The following is a 19,394-nucleotide window of genomic DNA, read 5'->3' on the forward strand; positions in this document are numbered from 1 at the left end:
CTGTTTATTAGGTTATTAGTATTAGAATTATTCTTTCACTACATTCACAAACAAAGAGAAGTCGTCGAAATTTAATTCTGTGCCGCCTTTTACTTCGTCTGCCAAAGTAAGGGATGTACCCAAAACTTGGTTACAAATATAACCATTATATTCATTTACCGCATCATCTGTCTGCGGATTTTTAGATAATGTTATTTTTATTTTGTCTGTAATCTCGAAACCACTTGATTTACGGATATTTTGAATGCGGTTTACCAATTCACGTGCAATTCCTTCACGGCGAAGTTCTTCCGTTACAGTAACTTCCAGCGCAACAGTCAATTTCCCTTCATTGGCAACCAACCATCCCGGAATGTCCTCGCTGAAGATCTCTACATCTGCAGTTTCTATAACAGCTTCTGCCCCATCTAAATTAAGGGTATAACGGCCGTTCTTCTCGAGTTCGGCAATAGCTTCCTGTGACATTTCTGCTACAGCTGCTGCTACAGCTTTCATTTGCTTTCCGAATTTTGGTCCCAGTTTCTTGAAGTCACATTTAACCTTTTTCACCAGAACGCCGGCTGTACCATCAACGAATTTAATCTCCTTTACGTTGACTTCACTCATGATAAGTGCTTTTACAGCCTCGATATGGGCTTTTTGTGCTTCATCCACTATAGGGATCATGATACACTGCAACGGCTGACGAACTTTAATATTCACTTTACGACGCAATGCCAACACCATGGAAGTAACGTCTTGTGCCATCTGCATTTGTGCTTCCAGTTCCTTATCTACCATTTTTTCATTGTATTCCGGGAATTTCGCCAGATGGACAGAAACTACATTATCGCGTCCTGTTGCACTGATTAGGTCGCCATACAGACGGTCTGCATAGAAAGGAGCGATAGGTGCCATTAATTTGGCTACCGTTTCCAGGCATGTATACAAAGTCTGATATGCAGATAGTTTATCCTGAGTGAATCCACCACCCCAGAAACGCTTACGGTTCAGGCGGACGTACCAGTTAGACAGATTATCGTTTACGAAATCAGAAATTAAACGTCCTGCTTTAGTCGGTTCATATTCGTTATAACAGGTATCTACTTCCTTTATTAATGTGTTCAGTACAGAGAGAATCCATCGGTCAATTTCCGGACGATCGCTCATCGGAACATCAGCCTCTTTGTATTCAAACCCGTCTACATTAGCATACAAAGCAAAGAAAGAATAGGTGTTGTATAAAGTACCAAAGAATTTACGACGAACTTCCTCGATGCCTTCTACATCAAACTTCAGGTTATCCCATGGAGAAGAATTGGTAATCATATACCAACGCAAGGGATCGGACCCATATTTCTCGATGGTAGAGAACGGATCAACTGCATTTCCTAAGCGTTTAGACATTTTATTGCCATTCTTGTCTAATACCAATCCGTTTGAAATGACTGCTTTGTATGAAACACTGTCAAATACCATGGTTGCAATGGCATGTAGAGTGAAGAACCATCCACGTGTCTGGTCCACACCTTCTGCAATGAAATCTGCCGGATATACCTGATGGCTATCCAATAACTCTTTATTTTCAAATGGATAATGGATCTGTGCATAAGGCATCGCACCCGAATCAAACCATACGTCAATCAGGTCTGTTTCGCGTTTCATAGGCTTACCATCTTTTGAAACAAGGATAATATCGTCTACATATGGGCGATGGAGATCTATCTTATTATAATTTTCTTCATTATATTCACCCGGTATGAAACCTTTATCTTTATAGGGGTTCGATTGCATATACCCTGCGGCAACCGATTTTTCGATTTCATTATATAACTCCTCAACCGACTCTATACATTTCTCGTCGCTGTTGTCTTCTGTTCGCCAAATAGGCAACGGAGTACCCCAGTAACGGGAACGGCTCAGATTCCAATCATTCAGGTTTTCCAGCCATTTGCCAAAACGTCCGGTTCCGGTAGATTCCGGTTTCCAGTTAATGGTTTTATTTAACTCTATCATGCGCTCTTTGCACGCAGTAGAACGAATAAACCAACTATCCAGCGGATAATAAAGCACCGGTTTGTCTGTACGCCAGCAGTGCGGGTAATTATGCACATGCTTTTCTATTTTGAAAGCCTGATTATTAACTTTCATCATCATACAGATACTTACATCCAATGATTCATCCTGATCGGATAGATTCGGATCATAAGCATTCTTCACGAAACGACCTGCATACTCTTTGTATAAATCTACGTTAACGCGCTGTTTTACAAAATCTTCATCCAACTCATCTAAAGTATAGAATTTACCGGTCAGATCTACCATCGGACGAAGTTCACCTTTTTTATTAACCAACTGTAATGGAGGCACACCGGCAGCTTTTGCCACTTGAGCATCATCCGCACCAAATGTCGGAGCGATGTGTACAATACCCGTACCGTCCTCTGTTGTTACATAATCGCCCAGTATTACACGGAAAGCACCTTCTCCCGGATTTACCCATGGAATTAATTGTTCATATTCCATGTCTACCAAATCGGTACCTTTATATTCAGCAATTACTTTGAAAGGAACCAACTTATCACCTGGTTTATAATCTTCCAGCTTCAGTTCGGCTGCTTTCGGATTGAAATGTGTATTCAACAATGCCTTTGCCAATACTACCGTGATTGGCTGTCCTGTATATGCGTTGTACGATTGAACTGCAACGTAGTCAATTTTAGGACCTACACAAAGTGCTGTATTCGAAGGTAGTGTCCATGGAGTAGTAGTCCATGCTATAAAATAAGGAGTACCCCACTCTGTCATTTCGGGTTTAGGGTTCTTCATCTTAAATTGTGCCACTACCGTTGTGTCTTTCACATCACGATAGCATCCCGGCTGATTCAGTTCATGTGAACTTAATCCTGTTCCGGCTGCCGGAGAATATGGCTGGATAGTATATCCTTTATAAAGTAATCCTTTTTTATACAATTGTTTCAATAACCACCACAGTGTTTCGATGTAACGGTTGTCATATGTGATGTACGGGTGCTTCATATCCACCCAATACCCCATTTGATGAGTCAGGTCTTCCCACTCTTTTGTGAATTTCATTACATCCTGACGGCAATGAGCATTGTATTCTGCTACAGAAATTGTTTTTCCAATATCCTCTTTGGTGATCCCTAAAGACTTTTCTACACCTAATTCTACAGGGAGTCCGTGTGTATCCCAACCTGCCTTACGTTTCACCTGATATCCTTTCATCGTTTTGTAACGACAGAAAATATCTTTTATAGAACGAGCCATTACATGGTGAATACCCGGCATACCGTTAGCTGATGGAGGTCCTTCGAAGAAAACAAACGAAGGACAGCCTTCACGTTCTGTCATACTCTTGGCGAAAACCTGGTTTTCGTCCCATTTTTTCAATACGTCCTTATTCACCTGCGAGAGGTCGAACTGCGAATATTCGGCAAATTTCTTGCTCATGGCTATATTTACAATTTTACTATTTACAATTTAAGATCGGGATACCCTCCCTATTTTAAGGGTGCAAATGTACAAAAACATTCGTTTTCATACAAGAAAAGCCTTTTTAATTTCAGTCTGACAGGAAGGACCGCCTTGTGAAAAGAGTGTAAAAAGTAGTAAGGGGAGCAAAACAAAAAACTATATGCCTTGTTTATCAGGGAAATTTTAAAACCCTATATGTTATGAATTACGGTATTAGTATATTGTTCAGAGCAATTCCTTTGGCGATGGCTCTGTTTTGTTTCGGCTACGGAGCGTTTATCAGTGCATATGGAGATGATCCTAACCGATTGGTGGCAGGTCCTGTAGTCTTTTCATTAGGTATGATTTGTATTGCATTGTTTGCAACAGCCGCTACTATTATCCGGCAAATTATACATACTTATGGGCGCGGTTCTCTGTACGCACTGCCTATTATCGGTTATTTGGCTGCTGCCGTTACTATTATTGGTGGAATTTGTATGTTTACCGGATCTGCCTCTGCCTCTTCCTTTGTGGCTGGGCATGTGGTTGCCGGAGTAGGACTGATAACTACTTGTGTAGCAACTGCTGCAACATCTTCTACCCGTTTTTCACTGATTCCTGCCAACTCAAAAATGATTGGTAATGATATTCCTAAAGGAGCGTTTACTAAAGGTCAAGAACTTGTATTAAAAACAATAGCTATTATTGTCTCGTTGATTGCTTGGATATGGGCTTTTGTTTTATTGGCTAAAAGCGATGTACATCCTGCTTATTTCGTAGCAGGGCATGTGATGGCAGGTCTGGCTTGTATTTGCACAAGCCTGATTGCTTTGGTCGCTACTATTGCCCGTCAAATAAGAAATGTATATACGGATAAAGAACGTAAACAATGGCCGAAACTCGTATTATTGATGGGAACTATTTCCCTCCTTTGGGGGCTGTTTGTTATTTTTGCCGATTCAAGCAGTACAAATGGGGTTATCGGATATATTATGATTGGGCTTGGCCTTGTTTGTTACAGTATTTCCAGTAAAGTAATTCTACTGGCAAAAATCTGGGGACGAGAATTTGCTTTGGCCAACCGCATCCCTCTGATTCCGGTATTGACAGCATTAGCTTGCCTGTTTCTGGCCTCTTTCGCCTTCGAATTAGGTACGACACACGATGATTATTTTATCCCTGCACGTGTATTAGCCGGATTAGGGGCTATTTGCTTCACCCTCTTTTCAATTGTCAGTATTCTTGAGAGTGGAACATCTTCAAAATAAATGCAATAGGACAATACTAAAAAGAAAGCGGAATTGTGAACTCCGCTTTCTTTTTAGAGAGTTCATTTATTCATAGAATTTATTAAGTGAGACATAATATTCTAATCGGGAATTGGGTAATGTGAATGACATATAATTGCCAAAATATACATTTGGACAGCCGGTTTCACCAAGAATTTTTCCTGCATGAGATTTTTTAATAGCAGATGCAAATGTCGACGCTCCGGAATAAGTAGTTTCATTTACCAATACTGTAACTGTTCCTTTATAAATATCTGCTTTATCCCGGTTTCCCGCTACAGAAGAATCTTGAATAGCAAATAAAGATCCGTCAGGTAAATTTTTGATCTCTTCATAGGTTTCCGGATGTTTTTGCTTATTATACAGTTTTGAGTATGAACTGATTTTTAAATCAGTTTTAGTATATAATGTATAAGCATCATGCGATAAGTATGATAGAAGCATGTCAACTCCGGCACTTGACCCTCCTTTGTTATTTCTGATATCTATAACCAAATTGGGTACATGTTCTCTGTTAATCACCGAAAAGACAGAGTCACAAAATTGTTTTAGTTGTGGTAATTGATATAAGTTCATTATTTGCAGAGTAGCAGTCTGTCTATCGGGGCTTAGAGTATAACTAAATTGCGGCAGGCTTTTTCCAAGTTTTGCTTTTAAAACAGGGAGGGCATCTATTTGTCCGATGCCATTCAATGATTCTTTCCAGATCTTATTTCCCCTTTTAATTGTAAAATCATATTTGTCACCCCAATTATATTTATACCATAGCAAAGTAGAAAGATAAAGGGTCAATTGATTTTCCTTAATAGCGTTTCCTTTTTCAGCTCCCAGTAAGAGATACAATTGGCTTAATATAGTTTGACTATTTATATTATTCATACATGTTATTTCATCATTTTCCTGCATCGAACAGGATATTAAGGGGAAATCAACTACTATCTTATCGTCTACTATTTTTAAGCGTAAAGGCAGAGTCAGTCCTCCATGATTCAAATAGTCTATTCTGTCTGGAGTAGCAGGAATTGCGAAATTAGTATGACCATCTTTTACAGATGCAACAAATGGAGAGACTATAAAGTAGAAATCAGAAACGTTTCGTTCTTTATTTAACAAGCGATATATTGAATCATGCTTTTCTTCAAATTCTTTTTGTGTTTGATACATAAATAAATCCGGATGTACTTGACATAATAAGCTATATAAGGTATCAAAATCTTCTTTTTGCTGGCAGGAGGTTAGTACTTGAGCATTTATTGGGATGCTGAGATTACATAAAATGATTATCATCAGAATTAAAGATGGAGTTTTCATGTTTTGCCGTTTTTAAGATTAGACATTTAATGATTAAAGCTATTTTGTGAATGCTAATATAGATAATCTCCTGGAAAGCTACTTTATTCTAAGTACTAATTTATATTTTCTTTTATTTTGTATCCCGGTCATCCCCAACTAATATTATAAATAGCAATGTTCCTTTTTAATTTAAATCTACTTCAAATTTGTATTTAATACAAATTAATAGCCCTTTTATACGTTTATTGGCATATTTTTACTTACTTTGCACCCTATAAAGGCACAACTATGCACAAAAAACTATTAGTAACTGCATATTTTGTAATAGCGGCATTATTGCAAACTATGACAGGCAATTTCCCCTTATCTTTTTTTGCATTCCCTCTGAATGTGATTGTAGCAGTTATATGGGTCTATTTATTATGGCGTCTCTATAAAGAAGGGAATAAGTTGCCGTTAACCCGTTTTCTGCTGTCTTCCCGGACAAGTATTTTATCAATCTTATTATTAGTAGGTGGCAGCTTGGTTATCGGGTTGTTTCCCCAATTATCGGAAGCAGAAGCTGCATCCATATCAGGAGTCCCAGCCTCATTGGGATGCTATAACTTTATGACTTCCTGGATATTCATTGCCATTCTTTTTCTTTTATTGAGTAATCTGGCAATGGTGGTTATCCATGCTTTCTATCATCGTGTACCGGCGAAGAAGCGTTTTCTCCTGAACCATTTGGGATTATGGCTCGCTTTATTTGCCGGATTCTTCGGTAGCAGCGATGTGCAGACATTACGGATCCCGCTTTATGCCGGACAACCGGGACGCGAAGCCTATAGTATGGATGGGAAAGCCTATTATCTGGATTATGAATTGGAACTCTACTCTTTCAATACAGAGTATTATCCGAACGGGATGCCTTCGCGTTTTGCGGCAGATGTACGTATTGGAGAGCAGAGAACTACGCTTGAAGTAAATCATCCTCACAGTTACCGTTTGGGAGAAGATATTTATCTGACCGGATATGATACACGTAATGTGGGAAATACCCGATATTGCATTCTTCAGATTGTACGTCAACCCTGGAAATATGTAATGGTGACTGGTATTTTAATGATGTTAGCAGGAGCTGTTCTGCTATTTATTAATGGTCCTAAAAAAGCTAAATCATGATAACCTGGGATAACTTCTATCTGTTTGCAACCGTCTCCATCTGCCTTTGGCTTACGGGTGCCATATCGGCACTTCGTTCATCGGGACAAAGTAAAATAGCTGTTGTACTGACTGTAGCAGGAATTACTTGTCTGGGGATATTCATTGCCGGGCTATGGATATCTCTGCAACGCCCTCCTCTTCGCACTATGGGTGAAACCCGTTTGTGGTATTCCTTTTTTATGGGGATTGCCGGGCTGTTGACGTATATTCGCTGGAAATATCGATGGATACTTTCTTTCTCTACTCTGCTGTCCACTGTTTTTGTTATCATCAATTTGCTGAAGCCCGAGATACATGACCAATCACTTATGCCGGCTTTGCAAAGTGTCTGGTTTATTCCCCATGTCACAGTTTATATGTTCTCCTACTCTGTATTGGGATGTGCTTTCATTATTGCTATTTGCGGGCTTGTACACCACAAAGAAGAATATTTGGTGACAGCGGATAATCTGGTCTATTCTGGTGTGGCTTTTTTATCGATCGGCATGCTTCTTGGATCTTTATGGGCAAAGGAGGCCTGGGGAAATTATTGGAGTTGGGATCCCAAAGAGACCTGGGCAGTGGTTACCTGGATGGGATACCTATTATATATGCACCTGCGCTTACGAGGCAGGTTTCGTAAAAAGATGCTGTATGTCATACTTATTTTCTCCTTTTTGGCTTTGCAGATGTGTTGGTATGGAGTAAATTATTTGCCCTCGGCTCAACAAAGTGTACATTTATATAATCGTAATAATTAACTAAAAGAATCCACAATGAAGAAAAGTACAAAATTTATCATCGCATTACTGGTGACGGTCGGAGCTTTGGCTATCACTTACCGCGTCGTAAATCAGGCTCCGTCAAAAGAGCTTGCCGCTGACGCTCAGATGCAAGAGATCATTACTTCCGGTGGCTGCCTGCAATGCCATTCGGGTAGTCCGGATCTTCCTTTTTATGCAAACTGGCCTGTTGCCGGCGGAATGGTTCAGAAGGACGTGGAACAAGGTTATCGCGCTTTTGACATGACCGAAATGGCTGAAGCCTTAAAAGTCGGTAAACCTGTAGGAAAAGTGGCTTTGGCCAAAGTAGAGAAAGTGATCATGGACGGAACAATGCCTAAACATGCCTACTATATGGTACACTGGGGAGCCAGTGTGACAGATGCTAAAAAGGAAATGGCTATGGCGTGGGCAAAACAACACCGTCTGGCACATTATGCTAACGGGCTGGCTTCAGCCGAATTCGCTAACGAGCCGGTGCGTCCCATCGCTGATTCCATTCCGGTAGATATGCGTAAAGTGATTTTGGGAGATATGCTTTATCACGATACTCGCCTTTCGGCCGACAACACCGTTTCATGTGCATCATGCCATGGATTGAATACGGGAGGGGTAGACAACAAGCAATATTCAGAAGGTGTAGGTGGACAATTCGGAGGTGTGAATGCTCCGACGGTATACAATGCTGCCTACAATTTCGTGCAGTTCTGGGACGGACGTGCCGGAACACTTGCCGAGCAGGCTGCCGGTCCTCCGTTGAATCCGGTCGAGATGGCTTGCCAGTCTTTTGACGAAATCATTGCAAAACTCGAACAGGACGCTAATTTTACCAAAGCCTTTTTAGCTGTATATCCCGACGGATATTCGGAAAAGAATATCACTGACGCTATCGAAGAGTTCGAAAAGACATTGCTCACTCCCAATTCTCGTTTCGACCTTTATCTGAAAGGTGAAAAGACTGCTATTAACGATATGGAACTTGCCGGATACGAATTGTTTAAGAAATACGATTGCGCTACTTGCCATGTAGGTGAAACTTTGGGTGGTCAGTCTTACGAGTTAATGGGTGTGAAGAGAGATTATTTTGCAGATCGTGGCATTGAATTGACAGAAGAAGATAACGGACGCTTCAAACAGACCCAAAATGATCGTGATAAACATCGTTTCAAAGTTCCCGGTTTAAGAAACATTGCCCTGACAGCTCCTTACTTTCATGACGGTAGCATGAAAACAATGAAGGAGGCTGTGGATTATATGGCCAAATATCAGGTAGATAAGAATCTGCCGGAAGATGAACTGAATAAAATAGTAGCTTTCCTGGAAACACTGACCGGAGAGTATAAAGGTAAACCACTGACCAATGATAATCAGAGCAAGGCATTGTAATGTCTGCCGGATAAAAACAAGAAAAGGATACTCTGCAAAGAGTATCCTTTTTAGTTTTATGCTATGAATGGATTAGTTACGAGGCAGGGCTTCTTTAACAACCATCTGACGGCCTTCGTATTCAGCACCGTTCAACTCAGCGATAACATTTTTGGCTTCGTCGTCGTTCGGCATTTCAACGAATGCGAATCCTTTAGATTTGCGAGTCTCGCGGTCGGTGATCAGTTTTACTGAATCAACTGTTCCGTACTCTTCCATTACTTGTCTCAAATCTGCTTCCTTAACACGATAGCTAAGGTTTCCAATGTACATGTTCATAAAATAAAAAAAATAAAAATTGATAAATAAATTTAGAAACAACAGAAGTTTGAGATTAGATCCGGATTCGACTGATTCAGTAGAAAATAGAGTAAAATAAAACGATCAATTGTTTTCGGCAGCAAAGAACGCCATAATATTTGGATTATCAACTATAAAAGGGCATTTATTTTTCAATAAACGCCCTTTTTTCTTACAGATGTGTCTCTATTAATGTTTACTCAGATAGCTGGCCACTCCGTCTTCGGTTGCTTTCATGGCATCTTTACCTTTCGACCAATTGGCCGGACAAACCTCGCCATACTCTTCAAAATGTTGCAAGGCATCCACCATACGCAGTACTTCGTCTACGTTACGTCCCAATGGTAAGTCGTTGATGACACAATGTCTCACTACACCTTCTTTGTCAATCAGGAACAGACCGCGGAAAGCCACCGGTGCCCCTTCGCATACCCAATTGCCATTTTCATCGGGAGCATAGCTTCCGGCCAGTACTCCGTAACTTTCAGAGATTGATTTAGAAAAGTCGGACACAATAGGATACTTCACGCCTTGGATACCTCCCTCGCTCTTGGGCATCTGCAACCAGGAGAAATGAGAATATTCAGAGTCGACCGAGCAACCTACCACAGCTACGTTCCGTTTTTCAAACTCGTCGAGCCTTTCCTGAAATGCGTGCAGTTCGGTGGGGCATACAAAAGTAAAATCCATCGGATAGAAGAAGAATACTACATACTTTTTCCCTTTATACTGATCCAACGAGAAGTCCTGAACGATTTCATGCCCATTGATTACGGCCGTGGCATCAAATTTCGGCGCTTGTTTTCCAATTAATGATCTCATAATTTTCTTGTTTTAGAAGTTATTAAACGATTCATTTCGGAAACAAAGCTATCAGAATCTTTGTTTGCTACCAAAGTTTAACGATTTATAATATCTATCGGATAATAGACAAAATCTATTGCGGCTTCTTAAATCTCACTTCATATACATCGTTCCGGCGATCTTTCAGGTTACGTACACTGCCATAAGTATGCAACTCGTTCAGCAAATCGAGATCTACGTCCGAAACCAGGATCATTTCCGTATTTGGAGTGGCTTCGGCGCGCTTTCCGTCCGTCGGGAAGGCAAAGTCGCAAGGTGTAAATACCCCAGACTGGGCATACTGAATGTCCATGTTATGTACACGGGGAAGATTGCCTACGCTGCCGGCTATTACAACAAAACATTCGTTCTCAATGGCACGTGCCTGTGCACAGACCCGTACACGTGAATAAGCATTTTGAGTATCGGTGAGGAACGGCACAAACAGAATCTGCATTCCCTGGTCGGCCATCAGCCGGGAAAGTTCGGGAAACTCTACATCATAACAAATCAATATGCCGATCTTGGCACAGTCTGTTTCGAATGTTTTCAACTGTTTGCCCCCGCTCAGTCCCCAGCTCTTTATCTCGTCCGGAGTGACATGAAGCTTTTCATACATTTCGTAAGTTCCGTCACGCCGGCAGAGGAAACCGGCGTTGTACAACAGTCCGTCCTCTTTTATTAGCGGCATGCTGCCCGTAATGATATTGATATTGTAGCTGATTGCCAGATTGATAAAGCGGTCACGGATTTCCTCGGTATATTGGGCCAGTCCGCGGATAGCTTGTGATTCGCCTTTATCATTGTACTTTGACATCAGTGGCGCATTAAAGTATTCGGGGAAAAGCACAAAGTCGCTTTTATAGTCGGATACGGCATCAACGAAAAATTCTACTTGTTCGAAAAGGTCGTCCAAAGTTTTGTAACTGCGCATCTGCCATTGCACCAATCCTACGCGAACCGTCGTTTTGGGAGCGAGGTATTCCTGTGTAGGGGGCTGATAGTAAATGTTATCCCATTGCAACAGGCAAGCATAATGTTTGGATTCTTCATCATTCGGCAGATAATTGGTCATCACCTTCCGAACGTGGAAATCATTGGAAAGTTGAAAAGTGAGCACCGGGTCGTAGATTTCCCGCTGGCGTACGCGGTCAATATACTCTTTGGGACGCATCTTGTCAGCATATTTATGGTAATTCGGAATACGTCCGCCAAACATGATCGCTTTCAGGTTAAGCGTTTCGCAAAGTTCTTTGCGATATTCGTACATGCGCCGTGCCAACCGTAATCCGCGATATTCGGGATGAATAAAGACCTCGATGCCATATAGGATATTTCCTTGGGCTGTGTGGGTATTGAAAGTCTCCTTCCCTGTGACTTGGGCATAAGTGTGGTCGTTCTTCACTTTATCATAATCTACAATGATAGAGAGTGCACAGCCAACGATCTTCTCGTCGACTACGGTTACAATCTGCCCTTCGGGGAAAATCTTGATTAGTTTCTCAATCTGTCCGTGTGTCCAGAAGACATCACTTCCGTCCGAATATACACGTGTAAACGATTGGGATAATTGAGCGTAATCTTCAATCTGGAGGTTACGGATCTGTACCTTATTAATTTTATGAGGATAATCCATAGTAACTTGTATTAAAAAAACGTTGCAAAGGTAAGCTTTATCTTTATAACCGGACAGCTTTCATATAATTTTATACCTTTGCACTTCATAACAACTATCAAGAGTATGCGTAAATTTATTATTTCTTTCTGCTGCTATGTTTTCTTTATTTTTACTTTGGCAGCGCAGGACAAGGCTCCGCACTACACCGTAATTGTTTCGTTGGATGCCTTCCGCTGGGATTACCCGGAGATGTATGATACCCCTAACCTGAACCAGATGGCCCGCGAAGGGGTTAAGGCAACTATGCTCCCCTCCTATCCGGCATCTACTTTCCCCAACCATTATACATTGGCTACGGGGCTGGTACCTGACCATAACGGTATTATCAACAACACTTTCTGGGATGTAAAACGGCATCGGCAATACTCCATGGGAGATCCTGCCACACGAAACAATCCCGACTATTATCTGGGTGAACCGATTTGGATAACAGCCCAGAAGCAAGGTGTAAAAACAGGAAACATCTATTGGGTAGGTTCGGATATTGCCATTAAAGGTTGCTACCCCACTTATTACCGGGAATATGCAGAAAAGCCCCGTCTTACTTTTGAGCAACGGGTAGATTCGACCATCGCTCTGCTGAGAAAGCCGGAAGCGGAACGTCCCCGTTTTGTTATGCTTTACTTTGAGGAGCCGGATGGAGTGACGCATCATCATGGTCCTCACAGCGCGGAAGCTGCCGCTATCGTACATCGTATGGATAGTCTGATAGGAATGTTGCGACAGGGAATCGCTGCTCTCCCCTTCGGAAAAGATGTCAACCTGATTGTTACTGCCGATCATGGGATGACGGAAATCAGTGACGACCGGGTGGTAGATATGAATAAATATCTGCGTCCGGAATGGTGCGAAGCGGTAGACGGGCGGACACCGACTTCTATCTTTACCAAGCCGGAATATCGTGACTCGGTATACAATGCTTTAAAGAATGTAGCCCACATCCATGTTTGGAAAAAAGAAGAGATTCCTGCTGAGCTGAATTACGGAAGCAGTGACCGTGTTGGAGATATTGTAGTGGCTCCCGAATTGGGATGGCAATTTACCGACGTGCCGCGTGCGCTGAAAGGTGCTCATGGTTATTTTCCGCAAAGTCCGGATATGCAAGTAATGTTTCGTGCCTGCGGTCCCGATTTTAAGGAAGGATATGAATCGAAAGGTTTTGTCAATGTAGATATTTATCCGTTACTGGCGTATTTGATGAAGATCACTCCGGAGAAAACGGACGGACAGTTTGAAAGGATAAAAGACATTCTGAAAGATCTGTCTTTTTGATAATCTACTGCGTGTAGAATAGCATATTTCTGTCCAACGGGCAAGGCGGACAAAAAAAACGCCCGGAATTTGAATCAGTCTATTTAAGAATGCAAGCCTATTGCGCGTATTTATTACAATATGCACAACAGGCTTGCGTTATTTTAATCTTTATGATCGAAGTTGACTCTAAACAGTGATCTTTTTTCTATTTTTCGCTTGTTGATCTTTTGCGCTCAAATAGAGAAAAAAGGTCTGCGTTCTTACCATTTTATAATATCATTATACCATATGGGGCAAATGTAGTAATCATCCGGACGGGATGGTTACGGCATAATGAGCAAATGCAGTAACCATTTTCTCTCTTTGCTTACTGTAATTTGTCCGAAAGCCTATTGTTCTACCCCTCTCACGTTACTTCTGAAAGGGGTAGGACTATAGGCTTCGTGTTATTACGCTTCCGGTTCGCCGGATTCATAAAAAGTGCATGTCAGCAATAGATAAGTATATGCTACATTCGGTCAGTATTCAGACCATTCTGCTTTCAAAGTGGAATGGGGCAAGAATCCTCTCCCATCAATGTTTTTTCCAAAGTTTACTCATATCTTCCAATGTCTTTCCTTTGGTTTCGGGCACCCAACGCCATACAAACAGTGCGGCAATCACACAAATGACCCCATAAAGGCTGTAAGCAAACATCGGACTGAAATCATAGAGGGCAGGGAAGGTGGACGAAACAATGTAATTGAATATCCATTGAAATGCTACGGCAATGGCTACGGCTTTGCCACGGATGGTGTTGGGGAAGATTTCGGATATCAGTACCCAGCAAATAGGTCCCCACGACATCATGAAAAAGGCTGCGTATACAATTACCGACAGCACGGGAAGTATCCCCTTAACGCCCATGCTGTCGCACAAGGCAACGGCGAATGCCCCGGCCGCCATACCGATGGACCCGATGATGAGTAAGGGCTTACGACCGAAACGGTCAACGGTAAAGATGGCTACCAGTGTGAAGATAATGTTGACAATCCCCATAATGACGGTTTGCATCATTCCTCCCCCTTCGGCGCCGGCATTTTCGAATATTCGAGGTGCGTAATAAAGCACGGCATTGATGCCGATGGCCTGCTGGAAGACGGAAAGCAGAATACCGATGACAATCACTGTTGCGCCATAAGTGAACAGCTTTTCTGCCTTTTCCTGCGAAGTAGCCTTTATATCCGCCAAGATTTCTTGTGCCTTGGCGGCTCCGTTCACTTTCTTTAGAATGGAATATGCTTTCTGATCCTGATCGATCATCACCAGATAGCGGGGAGTTTTGGGTACAAAGAAGAGCAGCATGCCGAAGAAGGCAGCCGGAAAAGCTTCGGAACCAAACATGTATCGCCATCCTTCGGTTACGGTCCACATATCCGATTCGCTGCTGACGGAAAGTGTACCGGCGGCATCTTTCAGGATGATCGGATTTTGGTGGTCACCCAAAATCAAGAAGTTTACAAAGTAGACTACCAGCATGCCGAAAATAATGGCAAACTGATTGCAGGACACCAGTGTACCCCGGATATTGGATGGTGCTATTTCGGCAATATACATCGGACAGACGGCAGATGCCAGCCCCACACCGATACCACCTACGATGCGGTAAAGGTTAAAGGCTATAAGCAGGTTCATATCAGCTTTTCCATATTCAAAGAACAGGAACTCGGGGTAATATGACCCCAGTGCCGAAAGGAAAAAGAGAACGGCAGCCAGTCGCAGCGAGTTGCGGCGACCCAACCGTGATGCAAAGATGCCGGACAATGCACCACCCAGTACGCAACCAATCAGTGCACTTGAAGAGGTGATGCCGTGCATCACTTTGTCGTATTGAAAATCTGTGGCTGTGAGGAAGAAGGCTTCGAGCCCTTTCTCAGCTCCCGAAATCACAGCGGTGTCATAGCCGAACAACAGTCCGCCCAGGATGGCTACCGATGTGATGGAATACAGGTAGAGCTTGCTACCTTCGTTGGTATGATTCATGGCATTAGCTTTTTTGAATTACGGTTTGCAGACGGAAACTGTCTGCAAACCGCATTGTACGGACTTATAGTGAGTATATGTTAACGAGCGCTTCATACAACTCTTGTTTACCACTGATTTGTTTCGGCTCACCATTGGATTTTGCATAAGCAACAAGTTCATCCAGAGACATTTTACCTTCTTCAAACTCTTTCCCTTTACCTGTATCGAACGAGGCATAGCGTTCGGACAGCATCTTCCGGTAAGGAGATTCATTGAGCAGATTGGCTGCGCTTTCCAAAGCACGTGCCATCGCGTCCATTCCGGCAATGTGGGCAATGAAAATATCCTCCGGATCGGTAGAGTTCCGGCGGGTCTTGGCGTCGAAGTTTGTTCCGCCGTTGCCCAATCCGTCATTACGGATAATCTGCATCATGGCTTGTGTCAGTTCGAAGTTATCAATCGGGAACTGGTCGGTATCCCATCCATTCTGATAGTCGCCGCGGTTTGCATCGATAGATCCTAACATACCGTTATCTACAGCCACTGCCAGTTCGTGTTCAAATGTATGTCCCGCAAGGGTGGCATGGTTCACTTCAATGTTCACTTTGAAGTCGCGTTCCAGCCCGTGAGCTTTCAGGAAACCGATGACGGTTTCGGTGTCGACATCATACTGGTGCTTGGTCGGCTCCATGGGTTTCGGCTCAATCAGGAAGGTGCCTTTGAAACCTTGTGCGCGGCCATAGTCACGGGCAATGGTGAGCATTTGTGCCAGATGTTCTTTTTCTCGTTTCTGGTCGGTATTCAGCAGCGACATATATCCTTCGCGTCCGCCCCAAAAGACATAGTTTGTCCCCCCCAGTTCTATAGTGGCGTCAATCGCATTCTTAATCTGAACAGCAGCACGGGCCACAACATCGAAATCGGGATTGGTAGCCGCACCGTTCATGTAACGGGCATGGCTGAATACATTGGCTGTTCCCCACAATAGTTTGATACCGGTTTCGGCCTGCTTCTGCTTTGCGTAGGCAACCATCTCTTTCAGGTTGACTTCATAGGCCTCGATGGTATCAGCTTCTGCAACCAAGTCTACATCGTGGAAACAATAATATCCAATACCCATCTTCTGCATAAACTCAAAACCTGCATCCATCTTGTTCTTGGCTGCCTGTAAGGGATCAGGGTCACCGTTCCATGAAAATTGTTTGGTTCCGCCTCCAAACTGGTCACCGCCCTCGGCACAAAGTGTATGCCACCACGCCATTGCAAACTTCAGCCAGTCTTTCATCTTGCGGCCGTTAATCACTTTCTCGGCATCGTAATAACGAAATGCCATCGGGTTCTTACTATCTTTACCTTCGAACTTAATTTTCCCTATACCCGGGAAGTACTCTTTTGTTGCCATATTATTTAAAGTTTTAGGAGCTTCGCCCACTCCTTCTTCATTTGGAGAAGGCACAGGAGACAGCTTTGATGATTCATTTTTTTATCTTATGATTATTCGTTTTCTTTATTCATCTGCATAGATCGGGCCAGGCATTGTTTCCAACGTCCATATGCATCGGCATATTCCTGTTGCCGGGCCGGATCGGGTTCAACGACTTCCAGCTTGTCGAGTGACGCGAAAGCCTCTTGATGATTTTTGTAGATGCCCGCTCCCATCCCGGCACCCTTGGCTGCGCCGACAGCACCATCTGTGTTATAAAGTTCGATGGTAGCTCCCGTCGTGCCGGCCAATGTCTCACGAAAAATGGAGCTGAGAAACATATTGGCATGTCCGGCATGGATCTTTTCGACAGGGATACCCATTCCTTCCATAATATCGATACCATATTTAAAGGAAAAGACGATGCCTTCCTGTGCCGCACGGATCAAATGCGCCTTGTCATGCATGTTGAAGTCAATTCCGTGAAAACTGCAACCGGTCGTCCGGTTGTTCAGCATGCGTTCCGCCCCGTTACCAAAAGGCAGAATGCTGATGCCTGCACTGCCAACCGGAACCTGTGAAGCAAGGCGGTTCATCTCTGTATATGAAATGCCTTCCGGAGCGACATTGCGTTTTATCCACGAATTGAGAATTCCTGTTCCGTTGATGCAAAGCAATACACCCAGACGTGGATTCGCGGCAGTATGATTGACATGCGCAAAGGTGTTGACACGCGACTGCGGATCATAGCTGATTTCCCCGTTTACTCCGTATACGACTCCCGACGTTCCGGCAGTGGAAGCTATTTCACCCGGATTAAATACATTCAATGAAAGAGCGTTGTTAGGTTGGTCGCCAGCACGGTAAGTGATCGGTGTACCTTCCTGCAATCCAAGTTCCCGGGCAGCACTCCCGGTTAATAGTCCCTGTTCGGCGAAAGTTGGCCGGATGTCGGCTATCAGAGAGGAATCGAACCCATAATATTGCATTAGGAAATCTGCCGTACGGTCATTCCGGAAATCCCAAAGCATACCTTCGGAAAGCCCTTCGACTGTCGTACAGATTTCTCCGCTCAGTTTCATGGCAATATAATCACCCGGCAACATAATTTTATCAATCTGTGCGTAAATGTGCGGCTCGTTTTCCTTTATCCATGCCAGTTTAGAAGCGGTAAAATTGCCGGGAGAATTGAGCAAGTGCGCAAGGCAAAACTCCTCTCCGATTGTTTCGAACGCCTTTTGTCCATAGGGGACCGCACGCGAATCGCACCAGATTATAGCCGGGCGCAGCACGCGCTGCTGTCTGTCTACACATACCAGGCCGTGCATCTGATAAGAGATGCCGATGGCCTTGATGTCTCCGGCAGCTATCCCCGATTCTGAAAGGACGGACTGTGTGGAGAGTTTCAGATTCTCCCACCAGTCTTCCGGTTCCTGTTCTGCCCATCCGGAGCGTACGGCAATAATGCCTGCCTCCGTTTTCGGAAAGAATGCGGAAGCGACACATTTGCCTGTCCCGGCATCTACTAAGCTCGCTTTGACGGACGAGCTGCCTATGTCATACCCTAATAAAAACATGATCTTGTTTATTAATTAATTTGTGATTTAAAATAAAATCTCCATAAGACTTACCGTCTTACCTTATTATATATCTTTTTGTCGAATTTATAATAGCGGGCTGCCCGGTGGGCCACTCCGGTTTGTTTTTCTTCCAATGGTACGACGTACTCCATCAAGGCTATCTTTTTATGGAAGTTGCGTACATCCACTGCTTTGTCGTATACCAGTTCGAACAAGATCCGAAGTTGGGAAGCGGTAAACTTGCGCGGCAGCAGATCAAACAGCATCGAAGGATTGAACTCCACAAATTGCCGGATATAAATCAGCGCTTCTCTGATAATCAGATTATGGTCAAAAGCCAACGTCTTTATGTCTTTCAGTGCCACCCAACAGGCCTGGAACTCATCCAGGTTTTTGTCCAACGCCCGGTCTATCTTTACCATCGATAGATACGCTATGGTGACAATGCGCTCTACTTTCGATTGCATTGCCCGTTCCAACCAACGCACATCTTTAGGATTGCTCGTCCGGTTCTTAGAACCAAATGCTTTAAATTGCATCAGGTTGACGCTCCGGATACCTGTCAGTTCAAATAAAACACGTTGTGCTGCTTCGTCCAGGTCTTCATCCATGTAGATCAGGCTCCCGGGAAGCTTCATATCATGGTAAACTTCTCCGTTTTCCTCTCCTACCCGCTTAATCAACAGGACTTTGAGTTGCTCTCCGTCAAAACCAATCACTACACAGTCTACTGAGATATGATTGTTTGCCAATGGGGTTTGTTTCGGTATGTCATGCATAATATTTAGTCTTTGAACATTGCAAATATAGAGATATTTTCATCTGGTAAGCAATTAAATTATATGCTATAAAGCATTGTTTTTCATATATATACATATC

General features: G+C 43.1%; 14 protein-coding genes. 5 read left to right on the forward strand and 9 right to left on the reverse strand.

Annotated features, from left to right (window positions below; genetic code table 11):
* Positions 1–27: 27 nt before the first annotated feature.
* Positions 28–3,453: an isoleucine--tRNA ligase gene (gene ileS / locus QK890_RS01450; protein WP_367627124.1), complete on the reverse strand. Its 3,426-nt coding sequence runs from the start codon at positions 3,451–3,453 to the stop codon at positions 28–30.
* Between the two features lie 224 nt (positions 3,454–3,677).
* Between ileS and QK890_RS01455 the strand changes: the two genes are divergently transcribed.
* Entirely contained in the window at positions 3,678–4,727 is a 1,050-nt protein-coding gene (locus QK890_RS01455; protein WP_032530018.1) for a DUF2776 domain-containing protein, read from the forward strand.
* Between the two features lie 66 nt (positions 4,728–4,793).
* Here the strand turns inward: QK890_RS01455 and QK890_RS01460 are convergent, their stop codons facing one another.
* Entirely contained in the window at positions 4,794–6,059 is a 1,266-nt protein-coding gene (locus QK890_RS01460) for a S41 family peptidase (protein WP_186992616.1), read from the reverse strand.
* Positions 6,060–6,329: 270 nt separating this feature from the next.
* Between QK890_RS01460 and QK890_RS01465 the strand changes: the two genes are divergently transcribed.
* The 3 genes from QK890_RS01465 to QK890_RS01475 are packed head-to-tail and all read left to right on the forward strand — an operon-like array spanning position 6,330 to position 9,394.
* On the forward strand, positions 6,330–7,205 hold the full coding sequence (locus tag QK890_RS01465; RefSeq protein ID WP_250721035.1) for a cytochrome c biogenesis protein ResB: 876 nt from the start codon (positions 6,330–6,332) through the stop codon (positions 7,203–7,205).
* On the forward strand, positions 7,202–7,987 hold the full coding sequence (gene ccsA / locus QK890_RS01470; RefSeq protein ID WP_005806056.1) for a cytochrome c biogenesis protein CcsA: 786 nt from the start codon (positions 7,202–7,204) through the stop codon (positions 7,985–7,987). The genes QK890_RS01465 and ccsA overlap by 4 nt, the downstream gene beginning before the upstream one ends.
* Positions 7,988–8,002: 15 nt before the next feature.
* Positions 8,003–9,394: a cytochrome-c peroxidase gene (locus QK890_RS01475; RefSeq protein WP_005777723.1), complete on the forward strand. Its 1,392-nt coding sequence runs from the start codon at positions 8,003–8,005 to the stop codon at positions 9,392–9,394.
* Positions 9,395–9,466: 72 nt separating this feature from the next.
* Here the strand turns inward: QK890_RS01475 and QK890_RS01480 are convergent, their stop codons facing one another.
* From QK890_RS01480 to QK890_RS01490, 3 genes are all read right to left on the reverse strand, one after another.
* Positions 9,467–9,712, reverse strand: coding sequence for an RNA-binding protein (locus QK890_RS01480; RefSeq protein ID WP_005777722.1), 246 nt, complete (start codon positions 9,710–9,712; stop codon positions 9,467–9,469).
* Positions 9,713–9,922: 210 nt separating this feature from the next.
* A complete protein-coding gene (locus tag QK890_RS01485; protein WP_044300869.1) occupies positions 9,923–10,555 on the reverse strand; it encodes a peroxiredoxin in 633 nt (210 codons plus the stop codon).
* A gap of 115 nt (positions 10,556–10,670) precedes the next feature.
* Positions 10,671–12,212 carry a carbon-nitrogen hydrolase family protein gene (locus QK890_RS01490; RefSeq protein WP_005777718.1) on the reverse strand — a complete coding sequence of 514 codons (1,542 nt, stop codon included), beginning with the start codon at positions 12,210–12,212 and terminating at the stop codon, positions 10,671–10,673.
* A gap of 105 nt (positions 12,213–12,317) precedes the next feature.
* Here QK890_RS01490 and QK890_RS01495 point away from each other — a divergent pair, with 105 nt between their 5' ends.
* Positions 12,318–13,526 carry a nucleotide pyrophosphatase/phosphodiesterase family protein gene (locus QK890_RS01495; RefSeq protein ID WP_005806053.1) on the forward strand — a complete coding sequence of 403 codons (1,209 nt, stop codon included), beginning with the start codon at positions 12,318–12,320 and terminating at the stop codon, positions 13,524–13,526.
* A 555-nt stretch (positions 13,527–14,081) separates the two neighbouring features.
* Here the strand turns inward: QK890_RS01495 and xylE are convergent.
* The 4 genes from xylE to QK890_RS01515 form a co-directional block, all read right to left on the reverse strand.
* Positions 14,082–15,530, reverse strand: coding sequence for a D-xylose transporter XylE (gene xylE, locus QK890_RS01500; RefSeq protein WP_022012729.1), 1,449 nt, complete (start codon positions 15,528–15,530; stop codon positions 14,082–14,084).
* A 64-nt stretch (positions 15,531–15,594) separates the two neighbouring features.
* On the reverse strand, positions 15,595–16,914 hold the full coding sequence (gene xylA / locus QK890_RS01505; protein WP_367627125.1) for a xylose isomerase: 1,320 nt from the start codon (positions 16,912–16,914) through the stop codon (positions 15,595–15,597).
* 92 nt (positions 16,915–17,006) lie between these two features.
* Positions 17,007–18,512 (reverse strand): xylulokinase, encoded by a 1,506-nt coding sequence (locus tag QK890_RS01510; protein ID WP_367627126.1) that lies wholly within the window; start codon positions 18,510–18,512, stop codon positions 17,007–17,009.
* Positions 18,513–18,562: 50 nt separating this feature from the next.
* On the reverse strand, positions 18,563–19,294 hold the full coding sequence (locus tag QK890_RS01515; RefSeq protein ID WP_005806044.1) for an NUDIX domain-containing protein: 732 nt from the start codon (positions 19,292–19,294) through the stop codon (positions 18,563–18,565).
* Positions 19,295–19,394 lie beyond the last annotated feature (100 nt).

This window comes from Bacteroides sp. NGMCC 1.200775 (genome assembly GCF_040798045.1).
Taxonomy (GTDB): domain Bacteria; phylum Bacteroidota; class Bacteroidia; order Bacteroidales; family Bacteroidaceae; genus Bacteroides; species Bacteroides hominis.